This is a genomic window from Martinezella rhizogenes, assembly GCF_027460065.1.
Lineage (GTDB): Bacteria > Pseudomonadota > Alphaproteobacteria > Rhizobiales > Rhizobiaceae > Agrobacterium > Agrobacterium rhizogenes_C.
The window spans coordinates 1-21,351 of record NZ_JAPYZZ010000021.1 but is presented as its reverse complement, the minus strand read 5'-3'; the positions used below and the strand labels follow the sequence as shown (position 1 = coordinate 21,351).

Annotated in this window: 18 protein-coding genes; 7 read left to right on the top strand and 11 right to left on the bottom strand. The window is 60.1% G+C overall.

The features are described 5' to 3' along the window. Positions 1 to 178: 178 nt before the first annotated feature. Positions 179 to 463 carry a GIY-YIG nuclease family protein gene (locus O8B93_RS23660; protein ID WP_269712278.1) on the top strand — a complete coding sequence of 95 codons (285 nt, stop codon included), beginning with the start codon at positions 179 to 181 and terminating at the stop codon, positions 461 to 463. 149 nt (positions 464 to 612) lie between these two features. On the opposite strand, the gene urtD is transcribed toward O8B93_RS23660, so the two are convergent. The 5 genes from urtD to O8B93_RS23635 all read right to left on the bottom strand — a co-directional run bounded on the left by urtD (position 613) and on the right by O8B93_RS23635 (position 6,441). Further along, on the bottom strand, positions 613 to 1,374 hold the full coding sequence (gene urtD, locus O8B93_RS23655; RefSeq protein ID WP_269712277.1) for an urea ABC transporter ATP-binding protein UrtD: 762 nt from the start codon (positions 1,372 to 1,374) through the stop codon (positions 613 to 615). Positions 1,375 to 1,380: 6 nt separating this feature from the next. Continuing rightward, positions 1,381 to 2,559, bottom strand: a complete 1,179-nt coding sequence (urtC, locus tag O8B93_RS23650; protein WP_269712276.1) for an urea ABC transporter permease subunit UrtC — start codon at positions 2,557 to 2,559, stop codon at positions 1,381 to 1,383. Beyond that, entirely contained in the window at positions 2,556 to 4,169 is a 1,614-nt protein-coding gene (urtB, locus tag O8B93_RS23645) for an urea ABC transporter permease subunit UrtB (RefSeq protein ID WP_269712275.1), read from the bottom strand. Before urtB ends, urtC begins: the two co-directional genes overlap by 4 nt. 286 nt (positions 4,170 to 4,455) lie before the next feature. Beyond that, the gene (gene urtA / locus O8B93_RS23640) at positions 4,456 to 5,745 is read right to left on the bottom strand and encodes an urea ABC transporter substrate-binding protein (RefSeq protein ID WP_269712274.1); all 1,290 of its coding nucleotides are present in this window, start codon (positions 5,743 to 5,745) and stop codon (positions 4,456 to 4,458) included. Between the two features lie 489 nt (positions 5,746 to 6,234). Then, positions 6,235 to 6,441, bottom strand: a complete 207-nt coding sequence (locus O8B93_RS23635; protein WP_269712273.1) for a DUF2735 domain-containing protein — start codon at positions 6,439 to 6,441, stop codon at positions 6,235 to 6,237. Positions 6,442 to 6,920: 479 nt separating this feature from the next. Between O8B93_RS23635 and O8B93_RS23630 the strand changes: the two genes are divergently transcribed. The 5 genes from O8B93_RS23630 to O8B93_RS23610 all read left to right on the top strand — a co-directional run bounded on the left by O8B93_RS23630 (position 6,921) and on the right by O8B93_RS23610 (position 14,133). Continuing rightward, positions 6,921 to 7,955 carry a glutamine synthetase beta-grasp domain-containing protein gene (locus O8B93_RS23630; RefSeq protein WP_269712272.1) on the top strand — a complete coding sequence of 345 codons (1,035 nt, stop codon included), beginning with the start codon at positions 6,921 to 6,923 and terminating at the stop codon, positions 7,953 to 7,955. Positions 7,956 to 8,178: 223 nt separating this feature from the next. After that, positions 8,179 to 8,949, top strand: coding sequence for an SDR family oxidoreductase (locus O8B93_RS23625; RefSeq protein ID WP_269712271.1), 771 nt, complete (start codon positions 8,179 to 8,181; stop codon positions 8,947 to 8,949). Between the two features lie 31 nt (positions 8,950 to 8,980). Then, positions 8,981 to 12,391 (top strand): hybrid sensor histidine kinase/response regulator, encoded by a 3,411-nt coding sequence (locus O8B93_RS23620; RefSeq protein WP_269712270.1) that lies wholly within the window; start codon positions 8,981 to 8,983, stop codon positions 12,389 to 12,391. Beyond that, the gene (locus tag O8B93_RS23615; protein ID WP_269712269.1) at positions 12,388 to 13,317 is read left to right on the top strand and encodes a response regulator; all 930 of its coding nucleotides are present in this window, start codon (positions 12,388 to 12,390) and stop codon (positions 13,315 to 13,317) included. The genes O8B93_RS23620 and O8B93_RS23615 overlap by 4 nt, the downstream gene beginning before the upstream one ends. 282 nt (positions 13,318 to 13,599) lie before the next feature. Continuing rightward, a complete protein-coding gene (locus tag O8B93_RS23610; RefSeq protein WP_269712268.1) occupies positions 13,600 to 14,133 on the top strand; it encodes an AAA family ATPase in 534 nt (177 codons plus the stop codon). Between the two features lie 95 nt (positions 14,134 to 14,228). Here O8B93_RS23610 and O8B93_RS23605 read toward each other — a convergent pair whose 3' ends face one another. The 6 genes from O8B93_RS23605 to O8B93_RS23580 form a co-directional block, all read right to left on the bottom strand. Then, positions 14,229 to 15,347 (bottom strand): branched-chain amino acid ABC transporter substrate-binding protein, encoded by a 1,119-nt coding sequence (locus O8B93_RS23605; RefSeq protein WP_006314984.1) that lies wholly within the window; start codon positions 15,345 to 15,347, stop codon positions 14,229 to 14,231. A 117-nt stretch (positions 15,348 to 15,464) separates the two neighbouring features. Continuing rightward, on the bottom strand, positions 15,465 to 15,818 hold the full coding sequence (locus tag O8B93_RS23600) for a DUF6867 family protein (RefSeq protein ID WP_006314983.1): 354 nt from the start codon (positions 15,816 to 15,818) through the stop codon (positions 15,465 to 15,467). A gap of 170 nt (positions 15,819 to 15,988) precedes the next feature. Further along, positions 15,989 to 16,717 (bottom strand): ABC transporter ATP-binding protein, encoded by a 729-nt coding sequence (locus O8B93_RS23595; protein ID WP_269712267.1) that lies wholly within the window; start codon positions 16,715 to 16,717, stop codon positions 15,989 to 15,991. After that, the gene (locus O8B93_RS23590; protein WP_269712266.1) at positions 16,717 to 17,583 is read right to left on the bottom strand and encodes an ABC transporter ATP-binding protein; all 867 of its coding nucleotides are present in this window, start codon (positions 17,581 to 17,583) and stop codon (positions 16,717 to 16,719) included. Before O8B93_RS23590 ends, O8B93_RS23595 begins: the two co-directional genes overlap by 1 nt. Then, positions 17,583 to 18,980, bottom strand: a complete 1,398-nt coding sequence (gene livM, locus O8B93_RS23585) for a high-affinity branched-chain amino acid ABC transporter permease LivM (RefSeq protein ID WP_269712265.1) — start codon at positions 18,978 to 18,980, stop codon at positions 17,583 to 17,585. Before livM ends, O8B93_RS23590 begins: the two co-directional genes overlap by 1 nt. Before the next feature lie 4 nt (positions 18,981 to 18,984). Continuing rightward, positions 18,985 to 19,887: a branched-chain amino acid ABC transporter permease gene (locus O8B93_RS23580; protein ID WP_006314979.1), complete on the bottom strand. Its 903-nt coding sequence runs from the start codon at positions 19,885 to 19,887 to the stop codon at positions 18,985 to 18,987. 350 nt (positions 19,888 to 20,237) lie between these two features. Between O8B93_RS23580 and cysQ the strand changes: the two genes are divergently transcribed. After that, the gene (gene cysQ, locus O8B93_RS23575; protein WP_269712319.1) at positions 20,238 to 21,026 is read left to right on the top strand and encodes a 3'(2'),5'-bisphosphate nucleotidase CysQ; all 789 of its coding nucleotides are present in this window, start codon (positions 20,238 to 20,240) and stop codon (positions 21,024 to 21,026) included. Positions 21,027 to 21,351: the final 325 nt, after the last annotated feature.

The window sequence follows — 21,351 nt, the reverse complement described above, 5'->3', positions numbered from 1 at the left end:
ATGACGTAGCTAGGCGCGGGACGGAAAACGACGCCACCACATCGAGATTTCGCCCGGGCTGTGGGACGTCAGGGTGCAAAAATGTCCGTGCAACATTGCAGGTATAAGCTCCAGACGTAACCACACCCCATCCGTCATCCTCGGGCTTGACCAGAGGATCCACCTCCGGGAGCCCACCATGACCGGCTTCGTTTATATCGTCACGAGCGGCAGACACGGAACGCTCTACATCGGCGTCACGTCCAGCCTCGAGCAGCGAATCTACGAACACCGCGAGGGCCTGACGGAAGGTTTTACCAGTCGTTATGGATGTACGCGCCTCGTCTGGTATGAGGAGCATATGAGCATCGGCACCGCCATCCAGCGGGAGAAATCGTTGAAGCGCTGGTATCGCGACTGGAAAATCAAGCTGATTGAAGATTTTAATCCGGAATGGCGTGATCTTTATGAGGAGTTTGGCTGAGGGCTTGGGGGTGGATCCTCGGGTCAAGCCCGAGGATGACGGCGGAGAATGGGGCACTGGTGACAACATACCCACTGCCGTCATCCTCGGGCTTGACCCGAGGATCCACAGCGACAAACGCCCAAATGTCCTTGTGACACACACCACCATCACCGCCCCAGATAATTCTCGATCACCTTCGGATCGCTGGACACAAAATCGATCGACCCTTCCGCCAGCACCGAGCCTTCGGCAAGACACGTCACCTTCACGCCCAGCTCGCGGATGAAGCCCATGTCGTGTTCCACCACCACCACCGAACGGGTCTTGGCGATTTCTTTCAATAGCACCGCAGTTTCGGCCGTTTCCGCATCCGTCATGCCCGCCACCGGCTCGTCCACCAGCAGCAGCTTCGGCTCCTGCGCGAGCAGCATGCCAATCTCCAGCCACTGTTTCTGCCCGTGCGAGAGATTGGCGGCGAGGTCGCCCCGGCGGTGGCCAAGCCGCACGGTGGCGAGGATTTCCTCGATACGCACCTTGTCTTCCTCCGTCAGTCGGTAAAACAGCGTGGCGAACACGCCGCGCTTGCGGTTCAGCGCCAGCTCCAGATTGTCCCAGACGGTGTGGCTTTCAAACACCGTGGGCTTCTGGAATTTGCGGCCGATGCCCAGCTGGGCGATGTCAGCCTCGTCCTTTTTGGTGAGATCAATGCTGTCTTCAAACAGCACGGTGCCGGTGTCCGGCCGGGTCTTGCCGGTGATGATGTCCATCATCGTTGTCTTGCCCGCACCATTCGGGCCGATAATGGCGCGAAGCTCACCCGGTTCGACCACGAAGGAGAGCGAATTCAGCGCCTTGAACCCATCGAAGGACACGGAGATGCCATCGAGATAAAGCAGGCTTTTGGTTCTGTTTTCAGAAATCGTGTTCATGTCCGCTCACTCCGCCGCCTGCTGTGCCACTGTCGAACCGCTGTCGTTACCGGCTTGCGCTCCGCCAACTGCCGCCCGCGCCACACGCTTTTCACGCCGCCCGGCAAGGTAATACTGGAGCGTGCCGACAATGCCCTTGGGGAAAAACAGCGTCACCGCGATGAAGAGGCCCCCCAGCGCAAACAGCCAGAATTCAGGAAAAGCACCGGTGAAATAGCTCTTGCCGCCATTCACCAGCAGCGCCCCGATGATCGGCCCGATCAGCGTGCCGCGCCCGCCCACCGCCGTCCACACCACCACTTCGATGGAGTTGGCGGGCGAGAATTCGCCGGGATTGATGATGCCCACCTGCGGCACGAACAGCGCACCGGCAATGCCCGCCATCATGGCAGACACGACGAAGGTGAAAAGCTTGATGTTTTCCACCCGGAAACCAAGGAAACGAACCCGGCTTTCGGCATCCCGCACGCCCACCAGCACCTTGCCGAATTTGGAATTGACGATGCCTGACGCAATCAGCAGCGAGATCGCCAGCATCACGGCGGTTACGGCAAACAGCACGGCGCGTGTGCCATCCGCCTGCACGGAAAAGCCGAGAATATCCTTGAAATCGGTGAGGCCATTATTGCCGCCGAAACCCATGTCATTGCGGAAGAAGGCGAGCAGCAGGGCATAGGTCATGGCTTGGGTGATGATCGAGAGATAAACGCCGTTGACGCGCGAGCGGAAGGCGAACCAGCCGAACACGAAGGCCAGCAGCCCCGGCACGACAAGCACCATCAGCGCCGCAAACCAGAACATGTCAAAACCCTGCCAGAACCACGGCAGTTCCTTCCAGTTGAGGAACACCATAAAATCAGGCAGCACCGGATGACCATAAACCCCGCGCGTACCGATCTGGCGCATCAGATACATGCCCATGGCATAACCGCCGAGCGCGAAGAAAGCGGCGTGGCCGAGCGAGAGAATGCCGCAATATCCCCAGACGAGATCGAGCGCCAGCGCCAAGAGCGCATAGGCCAGATATTTGCCCAGCATCGACATGATGTAGGTCGGGATGCGAAACGCGCTACCCTCCGGCAGCAACAGGTTGGAGGCAGGCACCAGAACGGCGATGGCCAGAATGATGCCGATGGCGATGGAAATGCGGCGATCGAGCGCGCGCAGGAGGAAGCCGGTAATCATGCTTCGATCGCCCTTCCCTTGAGTGCGAAGAGACCGCGCGGCCGCTTTTGGATGAACAGGATGATGAGGACGAGCACGAGGATCTTGCCGAGCACGGCGCCCACGGTCGGCTCAAGGAACTTGTTGAGCACGCCGAGCGACAGCGCCCCGACCAGCGTTCCCCAGAGATTGCCGACACCGCCGAACACCACCACCATGAAACTGTCGATAATGTAGCTCTGGCCGAGATTGGGGGAGACATTGTCGATCTGCGACAGCGCCACGCCGGCAAGGCCGGCAACGCCGGAACCGAGCGCGAAGGTGAAGGCATCCACCCAGGGCGTCCGGATACCCATGGAGGAGGCCATGCGGCGGTTCTGGGTCACGGCACGCATCTGCAATCCGAAGGCGGAACGCTTCAGAAGCACCAGCAGCGCGAAGAACACCGACAGCGAGAAGCAGACGATCCACACCCGGTTCCAGGTGAAATTGAGATAACCGAGGCTGAAGGAGCCGGACATCCAGCCGGGGCTGCCAACCTCCCGGTTGGTGGGGCCGAAAATGGAGCGCACGCCCTGTTGCAGCATCAGCGAGATGCCCCAGGTGGCCAGCAGCGTTTCCAGCGGCCGCCCGTAAAGGAAGCGGATCACACCGCGCTCCATCACGAGGCCAACGAAGGCCGTCACCAGAAAGGCGGCAGGCAGGGCAATCGCCAGCGACCAGTCGAACAGGCCGGGGAAGTGACTGCGGATCACTTCCTGCACCATGAAAGTGGAGTAAGCGCCGATCATCACCATCTCGCCATGTGCCATGTTGATGATGCCCATCACACCAAAGGTGATGGCAAGGCCGATCGCGGCCAGCAGCAGCACGGAACCGAGCGACAGGCCGTACCAGACATTCTGGGCGTAATCCCAGAAGGCAAGCGCGCTTTCGATGCTGGAAATCGCCTCGTCTACATCGGGTTTGAGGCTCTGATCCACGGACGCGGACGCCGCCATGAGGATGCCGATCGCATCGCGCCCGCCAAGGCTCTTGATGGTGGCAATCGCGTCTTTCTTCTGGTCGAGCGGACGGTCCGAGGAGAGCAGCGAGACAGCCCGCGCTTCCTCCATCCGGGTCCGCACTTCCGTATCGGTCTCCTTGGCGATGGCCGCTTCCAGCAATTCGAGATTTTCAGCACTCGGCGCTTTCAGAACCGCATCGGCGGCGGAAAGCCGCACGGAGCGTTCCGGACTGAGCAGCGTCAGACCGCCCATCGCGGCGCGAATGACGCGGCGCAGATTGTTATTGACCCTGATTTTGGTAACAGCCGCCTTCGGCGCTTCACCGGCGCTTTCGCCGGTCAGCGGATCAACGAGCGTGAAATTGGAACCCGACGGCTTCGTCATGAACACCAGATTGTCGGCCTTGCGCACGTAAAGATCGCCCGCCGCGAAAGCCTCAAGCGCCGGCACGACACGCGCGTCGCCCGTGGCGGCAATCTGGCCGATAAGCGTTTCGGCCTGCTTGAAGTCAGCCGTGCCGAGCTGATCGATCAGCGCCTTCGGATCGCTCTGCGCGAAGGATTGGGCTGCGATCCCCAGGGTGAGCCAGAGGAAGATAGCTCCGAGAAAAGATCGGATCGTCATGTCGGGGTCCTTAGGGCGGTTTGCAACGGGGCGTTTGTGTGGCGCCCGTTGAGTATGCGGCTTTACCCCCCTCTGCCCTGCCGGGCATCTCCCCCTCAAGGGGGGAGATCGGCAAGATGCTTTCCCGCCATTTCATTCTCGAACTCCGAGATGGGCGGGACCTCGCCGCAGGTCGATCTCCCCCCTTGAGGGGGAGATGCCCGGCAGGGCAGAGGGGGGTAATTCTTGTTCAGTTTCGAATGATAAAACCGCCCCCCAACAAGGGGAGCGGCCACCATCCCGCTAATCAGCTACCCTTGCCGCCGCACTTCCCACTGGCCACATTGAAGTTCCCGCAGGACATCGGCTTCCGCCAATCCGAAATCAGGTCCTTCGAATCCGGCAGATAATCCGACCACTCATCCCCCACGACCTGCGGGGTCTGCTGCACGATTTCGAACTGCCCGTCAGCCTGGATTTCGCCAATCAGCACCGGCTTGGTGATGTGGTGGTTCGGCATCACGGTGGAGTAACCGCCCGAAAGGTTCGGCACGGAAACACCGATGATCGAGTCGAGAACCTTGTCCGTATCCGTCGTTCCGGCGGATTCGACGGCCTTTACCCAGGCGTTGAAACCGATATAGGCGGCTTCCATCGGGTCGTTGGTCACGCGCTTGTCGTTTTTCGTAAACGCATGCCAGGTCTTGATGAATTCGGCATTGATCGGTGCATCGACGGACTGGAAGTAGTTCCAGGCGGCAAGGTGGCCGACCAGCGGCGCGGTATCGAGACCAGCAAGCTCTTCTTCACCCACGGAGAAGGCGACGACCGGGATATCCTCGGCCTTGACGCCCTGGTTGGCCAGTTCCTTGTAGAAGGGCACGTTGGCGTCACCATTGATGGTGGAAACCACGGCGGTCTTTTTGCCAGCCGAGCCGAATTTCTTGATGTCGGACACGATCGTCTGCCAGTCGGAATGGCCGAACGGCGTGTAGTTGATCATGATGTCCTCTTCCTTGACGCCCTTCGACATCAGGTAGGCCTTCAGGATCTTGTTGGTGGTCTGCGGATAGACATAGTCGGTACCAGCCAGAACCCAGCGCTCGACGCCTTCGGTATTGGCAAGGTAATCGACGGCCGGAATGGCCTGCTGGTTGGGGGCGGCACCGGTGTAGAAGATGTTGCGCGAGGATTCCTCACCCTCGTACTGAACCGGATAGAACAGGATCGAGTTCAGTTCCTCGAAGACAGGCAGAACGGATTTACGCGAGGACGACGTCCAGCAGCCGAACACGGCGGCGACCTTGTCCTGCGAAATCAGCTGGCGGGCCTTTTCGGCAAATAGCGGCCAGTCGGAGGCCGGATCGACCACCACGGCTTCGAGCTTCTTGCCGAGAACGCCACCCTTCTTGTTCTGCTCATCGATGAGCATCAGCATGGCGTCTTTCAGCGTCGTTTCTGAAATCGCCATGGTGCCGGACAGCGAATGCAGCACGCCGACCTTGATGGTGTCGTCGGCAGCAAAGGCGCCATGGAAGGCGGTGGTGGACAGGATCGCGCCAAGCAGCGCGGCACTAAGCGTCTTGCGGAACATCATCGGAAGAACCCCTCTCCTTGTTGGCCTCTCGTGGAGGCTCAGCGGTATCTACGACCGCTGCTGGGAGGGACTATCGATCTCGCGGATGCGAAACCGTATACGTCAATTGACGTAGGCGGGGTGGCGAAAGGTGCAGTGGGGGTTGGGGTAGGTGAATGCAGTGCCAGCCCTCGACGCGGTGCCGCAATTCACTCGCCGTCATCCTCGCCCTTAAGGCGAGGATCCATGGCTGCTTGAGAGAGTGGATCCTCGGGTCAAGCCCGAGGATGACGCCGAGTGATGGATCGAAAGTGGAGGTATACGGGCAAACCGCCCAAGCTCAAAAAACGGAACGATAGTTTCCCGCTTGTTTCTTCTCCGCCGGGGCGAAGTACGCGACAGCGGGATGAGGGGCGAGCGTCGAGATATACGGAGAGCTAGCCCCCTCATCCGACCCTTCGGGCCACCTTCTCCCCCGCGGGGAGAAGAAACCTGCGACACGGTCTCAGATCAGGAATGCGGCTTGCCGTCCCGCTCTTCGTCGCGGATCGCGTCGTCATGATACCAGGAGCCGAAATCCACATGCGGCTCTTTCGCCTCACGCTCAAGCTCGCTCAGCCCGCTGTTGCGGAACTTGGAAGCACCTGCGCGCCCGCCGACCGGGAATTGATAGATCGTTGCCGTCTCGCGATGAAAGCCAGTTGCCATATCGACCATCTCACTTTGTTTGCATCGAAACATTTAGGTCTGGAGCAAACCCACAAAGACCGGATTCGCTCCGTTTGATTAAAAAAAAATCACGTTGCGAAAAATATAGGCATTAATCGGTCAATCAGCAAGAAAAACCATTCCGAAAGCGCCGGTTTTTGGGGCAAATGCCAATCCGTCGCGCGCAATCGAAATCATTGCATCGCAGCAGGGCATTTCCGCTGAGGATGCCGGCTATCTATCAGGATTCAATGATAAAACATGAGGGGTGAATTTGCCTGTTGCAGCGCAACAGAAGCGGGTGCGCGCGATATCGCAGCCCCTGCGCGCCAGGGCCCCTGAAAGATTTTTCGAAAAAATCGCCTGATATCGCCAATCTGGCACGCGGCATGCATCTAAGGGGTCAGCCCTTGAACGCGAAAGCGCTTCCGGCGGCGAAAGCCACGGAAGCCTCAAGGCTTCGCATTTTTACCTATGAGAGGTTCGTAATGACTAAGTTCAAACTCGAGTACATCTGGCTGGATGGATACAAGCCCGTCGCCAACCTGCGCGGCAAGACACAGGTCAAGGAATTCGACGAATTCCCGACACTCGAGCAGCTGCCACTTTGGGGTTTTGACGGCTCCTCCACCCAGCAGGCCGAAGGCCACTCGTCGGATTGCGTGCTGAAGCCCGTTGCGATCTACCCGGATCCGGCCCGCACCAACGGCGCGCTCGTCATGTGCGAAGTCATGATGCCCGATGGCGTCACCCCGCATGCATCCAACAGCCGCGCCACCATCCTCGAAGACGAAGATGCATGGTTCGGTTTCGAACAGGAATATTTCTTCTACCAGGACGGCCGCCCGCTCGGCTTCCCGGAACAGGGTTACCCCGCTCCGCAGGGCCCGTATTACACTGGCGTCGGTTACAAGAACGTCGGTTCGGTTGCCCGCGAAATCGTTGAAGAGCATCTCGATCTCTGCCTCGAAGCCGGCATCAACCACGAAGGCATCAACGCCGAAGTGGCCAAGGGCCAGTGGGAATTCCAGGTGTTCGGCAAGGGCTCCAAGCGCGCCGCCGACCAGATCTGGATCGCCCGTTACCTGCTGCTGCGTCTGTGCGAACAGTACGGCATCGACGTTGAATTCCATTGCAAGCCGCTCGGCGATACCGACTGGAACGGTTCGGGCATGCACTGCAACTTCTCCACCAAGTTCATGCGTGAAGTTGGCGGCAAGGACTATTTCGAAGCCCTCATGGCCGCTTTCGCCAAGAACTGGCAGGAGCACATCGACGTTTACGGTCCGGACAACCATCTGCGCCTGACCGGCAAGCACGAAACCGCTCCGTGGAACAAGTTCTCCTATGGCGTGGCAGACCGTGGCGCGTCGATCCGCGTTCCGCACTCCTTCGTCAACAACGGTTACCGTGGTTACCTCGAAGACCGTCGTCCGAACTCGCAGGGCTGCCCTTACCAGATCGCTTCCGTCGTTCTGAAGACGATCGCCGAAGTGCCGCTCGCAAAGTCGGCTGCTGCCTGATATCAAACTGATGGCGTCGCCCGAGCCGGGCGGCGCCATTTTTCTGTCCACCGAACGGACAGGCGGACAGGTGACCTTTCGCCCGTCGCCACATGCGGCATAGTCATCCCGGCGCAGGCATCTGCGTGGTTTTGAGCGATGGCATCGCCGCTTCCTTGACCCGGACAGGGTTCGCCCCGGTGCCTCAAAGCAGGCCATGTGCTTTCGAGCAGAAAGGTGAACGATGGGCATTCTCGACAAATTTTCCCTGAAGAACCGCACCGCCATCATCACCGGCAGCGGCCGCGGTCTCGGTTTTGAAATCGCCAAAGCCTTTGCCGAAGCTGGCGCCCATGTCTGGCTGACCGGCCGCAATGCCGAGACGTTGCAACAGGCGGTCGACTCGTTGCGCAAGGCAGGCGGCAAGGCGGATTATGCCGCCTTCGATATTGCCGATACCAAAGCCGGGGCGGCGCTCGTCCACCGCATCATGAGCGAACTCGGCCACCTCGATATTCTCGTCAACAATGTCGGCGCGCGCGACCGTCGGCCGCTGTCCGAGTTCAGCGATGAGGACGTGCTGGAATTGATCCGCACCGACCTCACCTCCTCCATTTCCCTGTCGCGGGATGCGGCGGAAGCCATGGCGGCAAAGGCCTATGGCCGCATCATCACCATCACCTCCATTCTTGGCCACATCGTGCGGCCGGGCGATGCGATCTATCCTGTCGCCAAACAGGGGCTGACGGGCCTGATGCGGGCCATCGCCGTTGAATATGGCGCCCGCGGCATCACCAGCAATGCGATTGCTCCGGGCATGTTCGCCACCGAGACCAATGCTGCCCTTGCCGAAAATCCTGAGATGGTGGCCTTCGCCAAGCTACGCGTGCCGCTGGAACGCTGGGGCAGACCGGACGAGATTGCCGGTGCGGCCCTGTTTCTGGCCAGCGACGCGGCCTCCTTCGTCAACGGCCATGTGCTGACGGTGGATGGCGGCATGTCGGTGCGCCTGTGAGAGGCCGCGGGCGGAAAGGCGCTCAATAGGCATGGCGGCACGGCAACGCATCATCCCCGTCAGGCGCGAATATAACCGCTGGGTCGCCAACCAGACGCTGGAAGATTATGCGCTGCGCTTTACCGCCAAGAGCGCCCGGCAATTTTCCTCCAACCGCATTTCCCACACCGCCATCGGCGCGATTTCCTTTCTGGCGCTGGAAGCCATCGGTGGGGCAATCACGCTCTCCTACGGCACCACCAACGCTTTTTACGCCATCCTTGTCGCTGCCGTGGCAATGCTCGCGGTCGGCCTGCCGATCAGCCGTTATGCCATCCGCCACGGGGTAGATATCGATCTGCTGACACGCGGCGCAAGCTTCGGTTACATCGGCTCCACCATCACCTCGCTCATCTACGCTGCCTTCACCTTCATGCTCTTCGCCATCGAGGCGTCGATCATGTCCGGCGCGCTGGAGCTGGCGCTCGGCATTCCCTTGTGGATCGGCTACATCATCTCCGCCGTCATGGTCATTCCGCTCGTCACTCATGGCGTACGGCTCATCAGCCGGTTCCAGATCATCACACAGCCCTTCTGGATCGTGCTAAACATCCTGCCCTTCATCTTCATCGCCCTGATGGACTGGGAAAAATACGATCTCTGGCGCGCCTTTGCCGGCATCCACCATGCATCCGGCCCGCCAGGCACGGTCGCGGATTTCAATCTCGTGGAGTTCGGCGCGGCGTCGGCCGTCATTCTGGCGCTGATGTCGCAGATCGGCGAACAGGTGGATTTCCTGCGCTTCCTGCCCGCCGAAGGCCAGAGCAGGCTTCGCCACCGCATAGCCGTGTTCTTGGCCGGCGCTGGCTGGGTCGTCGTCGGCGTGCCGAAGCTGCTCGCGGGCTCGTTCCTCGTCGTGCTCACCTTCAGTTCCGGCGTCTCGGTAGACCGCGCCGCCGATCCCGCGCAAATGTATCTCACCGCCTTCGGTTACATGATCCCCAACGAGACAGCCGCCATGCTGCTGATGGTCGCCTTCGTGGTCGTCTCGCAGCTGAAGATCAACGTCATGAACGCCTATGCGGGCTCGCTCGCCTGGTCGAATTTCTTCTCCCGCCTCACCCACAGCCACCCCGGCCGCGTCGTCTGGCTGGTCTTCAACGTGGTGATCGCGCTTTTGCTGATGGAACTCGGCATTTACCGCCTGCTGGAAGAAACGCTCGGTATCTTCTCCATCATCGCCATGGCGTGGCTCTGTACGATTTCCGCCGATCTCTTCATCAACAAGCCGCTCGGCCTTGCGCCGCCCGGTATCGAATTCAAGCGCGCCCATCTCTACGATATCAATCCGGTCGGCGTCGGCTCCATGGCGCTTTCGGCCACCATCGCGCTGATGGCGCATTTTGGCGCTTTCGGGGCGCTTGCCGCCTCGCTCGCCCCCTATCTGACGCTCATCGTCGCCTTCATCGCCTCGCCCGCCCTCGCCTTCGCCACCAAGGGTAAATTCTACCTTGCCCGCAAGCCGCGCCAGAAATGGCGCGAAGAAAGCGCGATCACCTGCTCGATCTGCGAACACCCGTTCGAACCGGAAGACATGGCGTGGTGCCCGGCCTATGCCGCGCCAATCTGTTCGCTCTGCTGCTCACTGGACAGCCGCTGCCATGACATGTGCAAGCCAAAGGCCAAGCTCAACTATCAGGTCGCGAGTGTCGCCAAAACCTTCCTGCCGAGGCAATTGGTGGCGAAACTCGCCACCCGGCTGGGGCGGTACGGCATGGCGGCGGCGATTGCCGTCACCGCCATCGGCGGCATATTGGCGCTGATCGCCCATCAGGTCGGCACCGCCTCGCCGGCAACGGCGGATGTGGTGAACCGCACCATCCTCATCGTGTTTTTCGTCTTCGCCGTCATTGCCGGCATCGTCTGCTGGTTCCTCGTGCTTGCCCATGACAGCCGCGTTGTGGCGGAAGAGGAATCTTCGCGTCAGAACACATTGCTGCTCAAGGAAATCGCCGCCCACAAGAAGACCGATGCCGCCCTTCAGGACGCCAAGGAAACCGCTGAGGCCGCCAACCGCGCCAAGAGCCGTTACGTGGTAGGCCTCAGCCATGAATTGCGCACGCCGCTCAATGCCGTTCTGGGTTATGCCCAGATCCTCGAGCGCGACGACACCATTCCCCCTCCCCGGCAATCGGCCATAAAAGTCATCCGCCGCTCAGCCGATCACCTGTCGGGCCTGATCGACGGGCTTCTCGATATTTCCAAGATCGAGGCCGGCCGCCTGCAGGTCTATTCCAACGAGATCAATATCCAGGATTTCCTCGACCAGATCGTCGATATGTTCCGCCCGCAGGCGCAGGCCAAGGGGCTGGAATTCCGCCATGAGCGCGCTTTCTCGCTGCCGCAATATGTCCGCACGGATGAAAAGCGGCTGCGCCAGATTCTCGTCAACCTGCTTTCCAACGCCATCAAATTCACCGATGAGGGCGCAGTCACCTTCGATGTCGGTTATCGCAGCCAGGTGGCAAGCTTCACCGTTTCAGATACCGGCCGTGGCATCGCACAGAAGGACCTCGCCCGCATCTACGAACCCTTCCAGCGCGGCGAAGCAGAGAGCGTGCGGCCAATGCCGGGGCTCGGCCTTGGCCTCACCATCACACGGCTCCTGACCAACACACTCGGCGGCGAGATTTCCGTTTCCAGTGAAAAGGATGAGGGTTCCACCTTCCGCGTCCGCCTGATGCTGTCAGCCGTGCACCGGCCAAGCACCGCGCCCGCGCCGGAAAAGACCATCCGCTCCTATTCCGGCCCGCGCCGCACCATCGTCGTGGTTGATGATAATGAGGATCACCGCGAGTTGATGCGGCAGGTGCTCTCGCCGCTGGATTTCGTGGTGCTGACCGCCCAGAGCGGACCGGAATGCCTGACGCTGATCGAAGGCGTGAAACCCGATCTCTTCCTCATCGATATTTCCATGCCCGGCATGAGCGGCTGGCAGCTGGTCACGAAACTGCGCGAAGCCGGCCAGACCGCCCCGCTCATCATGCTCTCAGCCAATATCGGCGACGGGACCGTGGCCAACGGTAATGGAAGTGCGGGCGAGGACAACCACAACGACGCCATCGCCAAGCCGGTCGATATCCGCCACCTGTGCGACAGGCTCGCCGTGCATCTCGGCCTGAAATGGATTTACGAGACGGACATGCCCCCGGAACCCGCTCCGCAGCCGGTTGCACGGATCATCCATCCGGGCGCTATCCATATCAGGGATTTGCAGCAGCTCGGCGAAATCGGCTACATACGCGGCATTGAGGCGAAACTCGCCGATCTCGCCCGCAACACGGAAAACCTGCCCTTCACGCAGGAGCTTGGCACTTATGTGCAGGCTTTCGATCTGGCCGGTTACGCGCATTTTCTCAAGCGTTTTGCGGATAATAACACCATGGGAGACGGCAAGGCATGAGCGGTCAGGCAACAGCGGCTCCGAGAGACATCGTCCTGCTGGTGGATGACAGCCCGGAAGCGCTCGGGTTCCTCACCGACGCGCTGGAACAGTCAGGCTTTTCCGCCCTCATCGCCACCTCGGGACAGGCCGCGCTCAACATTGCTGAACGCATCACGCCCGATATCATCCTGCTCGACGCCGTCATGCCCACCATGGACGGTTTCGAGACCTGCCGCCGCCTGAAGGCCAATGCGGCGGTGGCGCAGGTGCCTGTCATCTTCATGACCGGGCTGACGGAGACCGAACATGTGGTGCGGGCGCTCGAATCCGGCGGTGTCGATTATCTGACCAAGCCGATCAATATTGACGAGCTGCGTGCCCGCATCCGCGTGCACCTTTCCAATGCCCGCTCGGCCCAGAGCGCCCGCGTGGCGCTCGATGCCGCCGGCCGCCATCTGCTCGCCGTGCGCGCCAATGGCGCCATCCACTGGTCCACCCCGCAGGCGACGCGGCTGGTCAATGCCGCAACCGGCCGCGACGACGGGTTGGAGATCGTCGTTGCCCATATTTCCGGCTGGCTCTCGGACAGGGCAACGGTGGATGCCGCCCGCGACACGCCGCTGACGATCACCGAGGCCGGACGGCCTGCCCTGCAGCTCTCCTTCCTCGGCGCAATGGGACCGGACGAATATCTCTTCCGCCTGACCGCCGCCAACGAGAAATCCGACGACCATCTGCTGAAAAGCCATTTCGCCCTGACCACACGGGAATCGGAAGTTCTGTTGTGGATCGCCAAAGGCAAGTCCAACCGTGATATCGGCGATATTCTCGGCCTTTCCGCGAGAACCGTGAACAAACATCTGGAACAGATCTATGTGAAGCTCGGCGTCGAAAACCGCGCTTCCGCCGCGGTCAAGGCGGCGCATGTCCTGCATCAGGGGTGACGACCGCCGTTAATATGCTAAGGTTCGTCCGGCATATATTTTCCGCTTGAGTGCACGCCACCCGCTTATTGGCCGGGCGGCCGCCGCTTGTTTCTTCTCCCCGAGGGGGAGAAGTCCGCGGCAGCGGGATGAGGGGGCGACGGTAGATATATCCGGAGAGCTAGCCCCCTCATCCGACCCTTCGGGCCACCTTCTCCCCTTCGGGGAGAAGAAACAAGCGGCCACCTATCCTCCCCAAAATCCTCTGTTCCACCCTCATCCTCAACACAGGAACAAACACCCATGAACCGTTTCATCATCCTTTCCGGCTGCTCCGGCGGCGGTAAATCCACCCTGCTTGCCGAACTATCCCGGCGCGGTTTCGCCATCGTGGAAGAACCGGGCCGCCGCATCGTCATCGAGGAAACCCGCAATGGCGGCGCGGCCCTGCCCTGGATCGACATGCAGGCTTTCGCCCGCCGGGCCATCGCCATGGCGCTCGAAGACCGGCGCATGGCCCCACCGGAAGGCCTTGTCTTCTTCGACCGCGGCCTGATCGATGCCGCCTCCGCATTACGGCATATAAGCGGCGATGGCTTCATCGATACGCTGCGCCATGCGCACCGTTATAATTCTCTGGTCTTCCTCACCCCACCCTGGCCGGAAATCTACCGCGGCGATGATGAGCGCAAACACGGTTTCGATGCGGCGGTTAAGGAATATGAGCGGCTGGTCCGGGATTATGCCCGGCTGAATTATGAAACAGTGATAGTGCCGAAGGAGCCGGTTTCTGAGCGGGCCGCCATGGTGCTGGAGCGCTTGGCGGACGTCGTCTGAAAAGATGGCCGGCATGACGAAGGTCAGGAGGCTTAACCCGGAAAACAAAAAGCCCGGCATCGCTGCCGGGCTTCGATAAGGCATAAGGGAAAGGCTTAGCTGCCCTGCTGGATGTAGGTGAACTTGCCGTCCGGGCCCTTCTTCCATTCGTACATGACGTAGCCGGGAAGCTTCGGGTCGCCCTTCTCGTCGAAGGAGATTTCGCCGAGTGCGGTCGGGAAGGAGCCTTTCTTCAGGGCTTCGGCAACCTTTTCCGGCTCCACGGAACCGGCGGCCTTCGCGGCGCCTGCAATCGCCTGCATCGCGGCATAGGAGTAGAGCGTGTAGGCTTCCGGGTTGAAGCCGGCGGCCTTGAACTTCTCGACCAACTCCTTGTTTTCCGGGCGCAGTGTCGGATCGGGGCCGAAGGTGTTCAGCGTGCCTTCAACGGCGTCGCCGGCGATGGAGGCAAGTTCGTTCGAAACGATACCGTCGCCCGAAACGAGCTTGGCCTTCAGGCCCTGGTCAGCCGCCTGGCGGATGATCAGGCCGGCTTCCGTGTGCAGGCCGCCCCAGTAGATGATGGAAACGCCGGCTTCCTTCATCTTCGAGATCAGCGCGGAGAAGTCCTTGTCGCCGACGTTGACGCCTTCGTACATGACTTCGGTCACGCCGGCAGCATTGGCAGCCTTCTTGGTTTCATCGGCAAGACCCTGACCATAAGGTGTCTTGTCGTGAATGATCGCGACCTTGGCGTCCTTGAAATGGTCGGCCAGGTACTTGCCGGCGATACCGCCCTGCTGGTCGTCACGGCCGCAGGTACGGAAGGTGTTCCACAGGCCGCGTTCGGTGAAAACAGGGTTGGTCGCGGCAGGCGTGATTTCGAGAATGCCGTTTTCGGCGTAAACTTCAGACGCCGGAATGGAAACACCCGAGTTGAAGTGGCCGACAACGAATTTCACGCCGTCAGCAACGAATTTGTTGGCGACCGAAATACCCTGCTTGGGGTCGGATACGTCGTCGCCCAGCACGATCTTGATTTGCTCGCCATTGATACCGCCGGCGGCATTGATGTCTTTTGCAGCCTGTTCGGCACCCTTCTGGATCTGAGCGCCGAAAGCAGCGTTCGGGCCGGTCAGCGGTGCGCCGACAGCGATCACGACATCGGCCCAGGCCGAACCGCCAAACGCGACCATGGCGGTCAGCGCAACAGCGGAAAGAAGAGACTTCTTCATTACTTTACTCCCAGTTCCTTGGATGGGTTGATTGCAAGGACCTGTTCGATACCCACCTTAACCGAACAGAAACCGTTCCACTCTGACGAGCATTGTGCAGCCGGAAAAATCCGCCTGTCAATCTTTCTTCTTGTAGGAAAATGCCGACGTGCGGTCATAGAGCCAATAGTAGTTATTGACCATCTGGCTTGTCCGGCGCATGCGGAAACCGATGCTGGAAAAGACCAGAAGAAGAACGACGTCAAACACGTAATAGAAGCCGTTGATGAACGGCCCGTTGAAGAGCGCGTAATGCAGAAACCGCATGACGAGCCCCAATGCCAGCGTATAGATTACCACACGCGTATAATCGCCCCAGCCATCGGCCACGGATTTGCCCGTGCGCCATGCCGTCCAGAAACCCAGGAGAACAACCAGTGCGCGCAGAACATAACGCACGCCGTTATCGGTTTCGAAAAAAAGGCCCTGCATCTCTTTCCCCATCAGTGCCGGGCTGAAACACCCTGGCCCTGCCTTGTCTGTCGTCCCGTCGTTTCCCGCCGGGCATTTTATTGTTTGCGTCCCGCCGTCTGACACCAGGGCCCCGGCAGGTTGCGGTTTGCAGTCTTGCGCCGCAAAATTTCCGGCGCAAGTAAAATCTTTCAGTGCCGTCCGCCTTCCAGATAGGCGGCGCGCACCTGCGGATCGGCGAGCAGCTCCCTGCCCGAACCACTCATCGTCACCTTGCCGTTGACCATCACATAGGCACGGTCGGAAAGCTTGAGTGCCGCAAAGGCGTTCTGCTCCACCAGGAAGACGGTGAGCCCCTCTTCCTTGTTCAGCTTCTTGATCGCCTCGAAGATGCCCTTGACGATCAGCGGCGCAAGGCCGAGCGACGGCTCGTCGAGCAGCAGCAGCTTCGGCCGTGCCATCAGCGCGCGGCCGATGGAAAGCATCTGCTGTTCGCCGCCGGAAAGCGTGCCGCCACGCTGACTCTGGCGTTCTTTCAGGCGCGGGAACATCACGAAGATCTTCTCGACGTCTTCCTTGAAATATTTCAGGTTGTCGAGATTGGCGCCCATCTGCAGGTTTTCCAGCACCGTCATGCGCGGGAAAATCCGCCGGCCTTCGGGCGACTGGGCAATACGCTTGCGGGCAATGAGATGCGTCGGCAGCTGGGTGATATCCTCGCCATCGAAGATCACCTGGCCGGCACGGGCCTGCGGGCTGCCGCAGATGGTCATCATCAGCGTCGACTTGCCGGCGCCGTTGGCGCCGATCAGGCTGACGATTTCACCCTTGTTGACTTCGACATCGACACCGGCCAGAGCCCGGATATTGCCATAATAGGTTTCGACACCCTGGACTTTCAGAAGCGGTTCACCGGACATCAGGCCGCTCCTCCGTCGAGTTCTTCCGCAATCACGTCTTCCACTTCATCATCCTCGACACCCAGATAGGCGGCGATGACCTTCGGGTCGTTCTTCACATGGTCCGGCGAACCATCGGAAATTTTCTGGCCATATTCCAGAACCACCACGTGGTCGGAAATCTGCATCACCACGGACATGTCGTGCTCGATGAGAAGCAGCGACGTGCCTTCGTCGCGGATGCCGCGCAGCAGCGTGTTGAGCGCAAGCGATTCCTTCGGATTGAGACCGGCAGCCGGTTCATCGAGGCACAGAAGTTCCGGCCCCGTGCACATGGCGCGGGCGATTTCCAGACGGCGCTGGGCGCCATAGGGCAGATCGCCGGCAGGGTCATCGGCCCGGTCTACCAGATCGGCCTTTTCCAGCCAGTACTTGGCCTTCTCGATCGAGCTGTTGACCGCTCTTTTATAGGCGGGCAGGCCGAGAAGACCGAGAATGGTGTAACCCGAAGCCTTCATCAGCGCATTGTGCTGCGCCACCAGCAGGTTTTCCAGAACAGTCAGGCCTGAAAACAGGCGGATGTTCTGGAAGGTGCGCGCGACCTTTGCCTTCTTGGTAATTTCAAAATCCGGCAGGCGCTCGAGAAGGTGCGCCTCGCCATTCTGCTGGCGCATGGTGATCATGCCCATCGTCGGCTTGTAGAAGCCGGTGATGCAGTTGAAGACCGTGGTCTTGCCTGCGCCGTTGGGGCCGATCAATGCGGTGATCTCGCCGCGCTTCGCCTCGAAGGAGAAGTCGTTGATGGCCATCAGGCCGCCGAACTTCATCGAGAGATGTTCGACCTTGAGGATCGTATCATTTGTCATTGTTGTCGTTCCGGAAGCCATCAACCGTGACCTTCCTTGGTAAAGCTGCCGGAGACGGCCTTGCGTTCCTTAAGGAAGGCCGTGGGTTCACGCGAGCCGACGAAGCCGCGCGGCTTGAACAGCATGACGATGACCATGGCAAGACCGAAGAGCAGCATACGGTAAAGTTCCGGCGTGAAATCCGGCCCGAAGACATGCTTCAGGAACTCCATTTCGCGCAGAAGCTCGGTGCCGCCGACCATGACGAGCGCCGCAATGGCGATACCAGTGAGCGAGCCCATGCCGCCGAGAACGACGATGGCGAGAATGACGGCCGATTCCAGGAACACGAAGCTTTCCGGCGACACGAAACCCTGACGCGCGGCAAAGAAGGAGCCGGCAAAACCACCGAACATCGCGCCCGTGGCAAAGGCGGTGAGCTTGGTGATGACGGTATCGATGCCGAGCGAACGGCAGGCGATTTCATCTTCACGCAGCGCTTCCCAGGCACGGCCGATCGGCATGCGGCGCAGCTTGATGGTGACGTAAGCCGTCAGCATGCAAAGCAGCAGGATCACGTAGAACAGGAAAATCTTGTAATAGGCCGACGACATCGACAGGCCGAAGGCCTTGGCAAAGTTGTTGGACGCACCGACATCGAAGGACCAGATGCCGAAGACGGAAGCCTTGGCGATGCCGGAAATACCGAAGGTGCCCTTGGTGACGGCCGTCCAGTTCAACAGCACCAGACGGATGATTTCACCGAAGGCGAGTGTGACGATCGCCAGATAGTCGCCGCGAAGACGAAGCACCGGGAAACCAAGGATGACGCCCCAGAAGCCGGCAAGAATGCCGGCAACCGGCAGCAGCACCCAGAAAGACAGGCCGAACTGGCTGGATAGCAGCGCGTAGGAATAGGCGCCCACCGCATAAAAGGCCACATAGCCGAGATCGAGCAGGCCGGCGAGACCGACGACGATATTGAGGCCCCAGGCCAGCATCACATAGATCAGGATCTGGATGCCGAAATTGTCGACGAATTTCAGCGAACCCTGAAAACCGAACAACTGCACGGCGATGACGGGATAAAGCAGCAGCAAAACCAGCGCGAATTTCAGGAAGTGCTTGTGGAAAAAGCCTTTTTCTTCGGAGATTTCCAGCACGCCGCTCTTGGCCTTGGAGATCTTGCGCCGATCCAGCGACGGCTTGATGAAACCGACCACAAGAAAGCGGCCAACGGCGGCAACGGCGACGAAGATCGCCAGCAGCCCCCAGCGGGTGCCCCAGATCAGCTGGTTGTTGATGTCCTGATAGGTGATGATGCCGATATAGAGGATGAACATGCCGAACGAGATGACGCCGGCAATCAGCCCCTCCTTCACGGCCGTCGCCATCAGGCTCGGGCTGGAAGCGGCATTTTCGGAAGCGATATTGGTCATGGGATCACACCTTCTCGACTTCCGGACGACCGAGAATACCGGTCGGCTTGAAGATCAGCACGAATGCCAGGATGCCGAATGCCGCGACATCCTTGTAGGCGATGGAGAAATAGGCCGACCACAGCGATTCGATGAGACCGATCAGGAGGCCGCCGAGAACGGCGCCCGGAAGCGAGCCGATGCCGCCGAGAACGGCCGCGGTGAAGGCCTTGACGCCGGGCACGAAGCCGTCGCTGAACGAGGCAACACCATAATACATCAGATACATGGTGCCCGCGACCGCAGCCAGCGCCGCACCCATGATGAAGGTGATGGAGATCGTCTTGTCGACATCAACGCCCAGAAGGGCGGCCATCTTGCGGTCCTGTTCGGTGGCGCGCTGCGCCCGGCCGAGCGGGGTCTTGTTGACGATATACCAGAAGGCGAAAAGCAGCACCGAGGTAACGACCATGATGATCAGCTGCTTCAGCGACACGGTGATGGCGCCGAAATGATAGCTTTCCGTCACCATTGATGGGATCGGCTTGTTGCGCGGTCCCTGCGTGACCTGAATGAAGTTGGACAGCGCGATCGACATGCCGATGGCAGTGATCAGCGGCGCAAGACGGAACGAACCTCTGAGCGGGCGGTAGGCGACGCGCTCGATCACCCAGTTCCACAGGCCGGTCATCAGCATGGCGACGATCATCATCAAAAGCAGAAGAAGCGCCACCGGAATGCCGGCGAAAAACGATGTTGCAATCAGAAAAACGATCAGCGCGGCAAAGCCGCCAAGCATGAAAATATCGCCATGGGCGAAGTTGATCATGCCGATAATGCCATAAACCATCGTGTAGCCGATAGCGATGAGGCCATAGATCGATCCAAGAGTCAGCCCGTTAATGAGCTGCTGGATAAAATACTCCATGTCTTTCCCCCGGGTATGGCCTCAAATGGGCCACGCCTCGTTATGTTAATTATAGGGAAGCCTTTATAAGTCGACCCCCACTACCAAAATGCATATCGTGTTCGCTAAAAATGTGAAGTCAAAAACGGGCGATCCTGCACAAAATTTGGAATTTCCACATGGACTGCCGCTTTCCCGGTCAAAAGAGCCATGATTTTGGCAGGAAGTGCTAAAAAAATGACGTCCGGATGCTTATTTTAGCATTGTCTGATGCCATTATTTGACGGGCAGCGGGCAAAGGAGTAGCGAAGAACGAAATGGCAAAACCCCGTTACGGGATGCCCCCGTCGCCGGATGGCTGTGGCAGAGAGATGATCGACATATTGACAAAAGCGGCGCTGGACGCCGGACAGGCGATCATGGCGGTTCACCGCGCTGGCCCGCATGTGTCCTACAAGGATGACTGCTCGCCGGTGACCGAAGCCGATCAGCGCGCCGAGACGATCATTCTCGAGGCGCTGGCCGCGCATTTCCCTCAAATCCCCGTGGTTGCCGAAGAGGCCGTGTCGAACGGCATCCTGCCGGAAACCGGGACTGAGTTCTTTCTCGTCGATCCGCTTGACGGCACCAAGGAATTCATTTCCGGCAAGGACGATTTCACCGTCAATATCGCGCTCATCCGCAACGGCGTGCCGGTGGCCGGCGTGGTCTACGCCCCCTGCCGCGGGCAGGCATGGACGGGCAAGGACAACGCCGCCGAAAAGCTCGCAATATCAGGCGACGGCGCGATCCTGTCGCGCCACCCCATCCGGGCCCGCCGACGCGGCGCTTCGCCTGTGGCGCTGATCAGCCGTTCGCATTGCACCGCCAAAACGGAAGCCTTCGTGGCCGAACACGGGCTGAAGGACTGTATCTCGGTCGGTTCCTCGCTGAAATTCTGCATGCTGGCGGAGGGTGCCGCCGATATCTACCCCCGCTTCAGCCGCACCATGATGTGGGACACGGCCGCTGGCGACGCCGTGCTGCGTGCCGCTGGCGGCCGCACGCTCGATTGCGAAGGCCGGCTGCTCGCCTATGCGGTGAGGGGCGAAGGCGAGGATGCGCTGGCCAATCCGGATTTTATTGCCGAAGGGGCGATGGCGGTGGAGATCGGCGGGTAGTACTCGCATGCAGTGTGCTGTGGTTCTTTGCGACGCTTGGCATTGATAGAGTTGGCGTATGCGGCTTTACCCCCCTCTGCCCTGCCGGGCATCTCCCCCACAGGTGGGGAGATCGGCAAGGCGCGCTTTCACCACTCCATCCTCAGACATCGAGATAGCCGAGACATCGCCGCGAGTCGATCTCCCCCCTTGTGGGGGAGATGTCCGGCAGGACAGAGGGGGGTAAAGCGGGCAAACGCCGAAGCCCCAAGACACGCCTATTCCAGCGCCCCAAAAAATAATTCCTTCCCCCTCATCCCCACCCCCCGCCACCGCATCACAATGC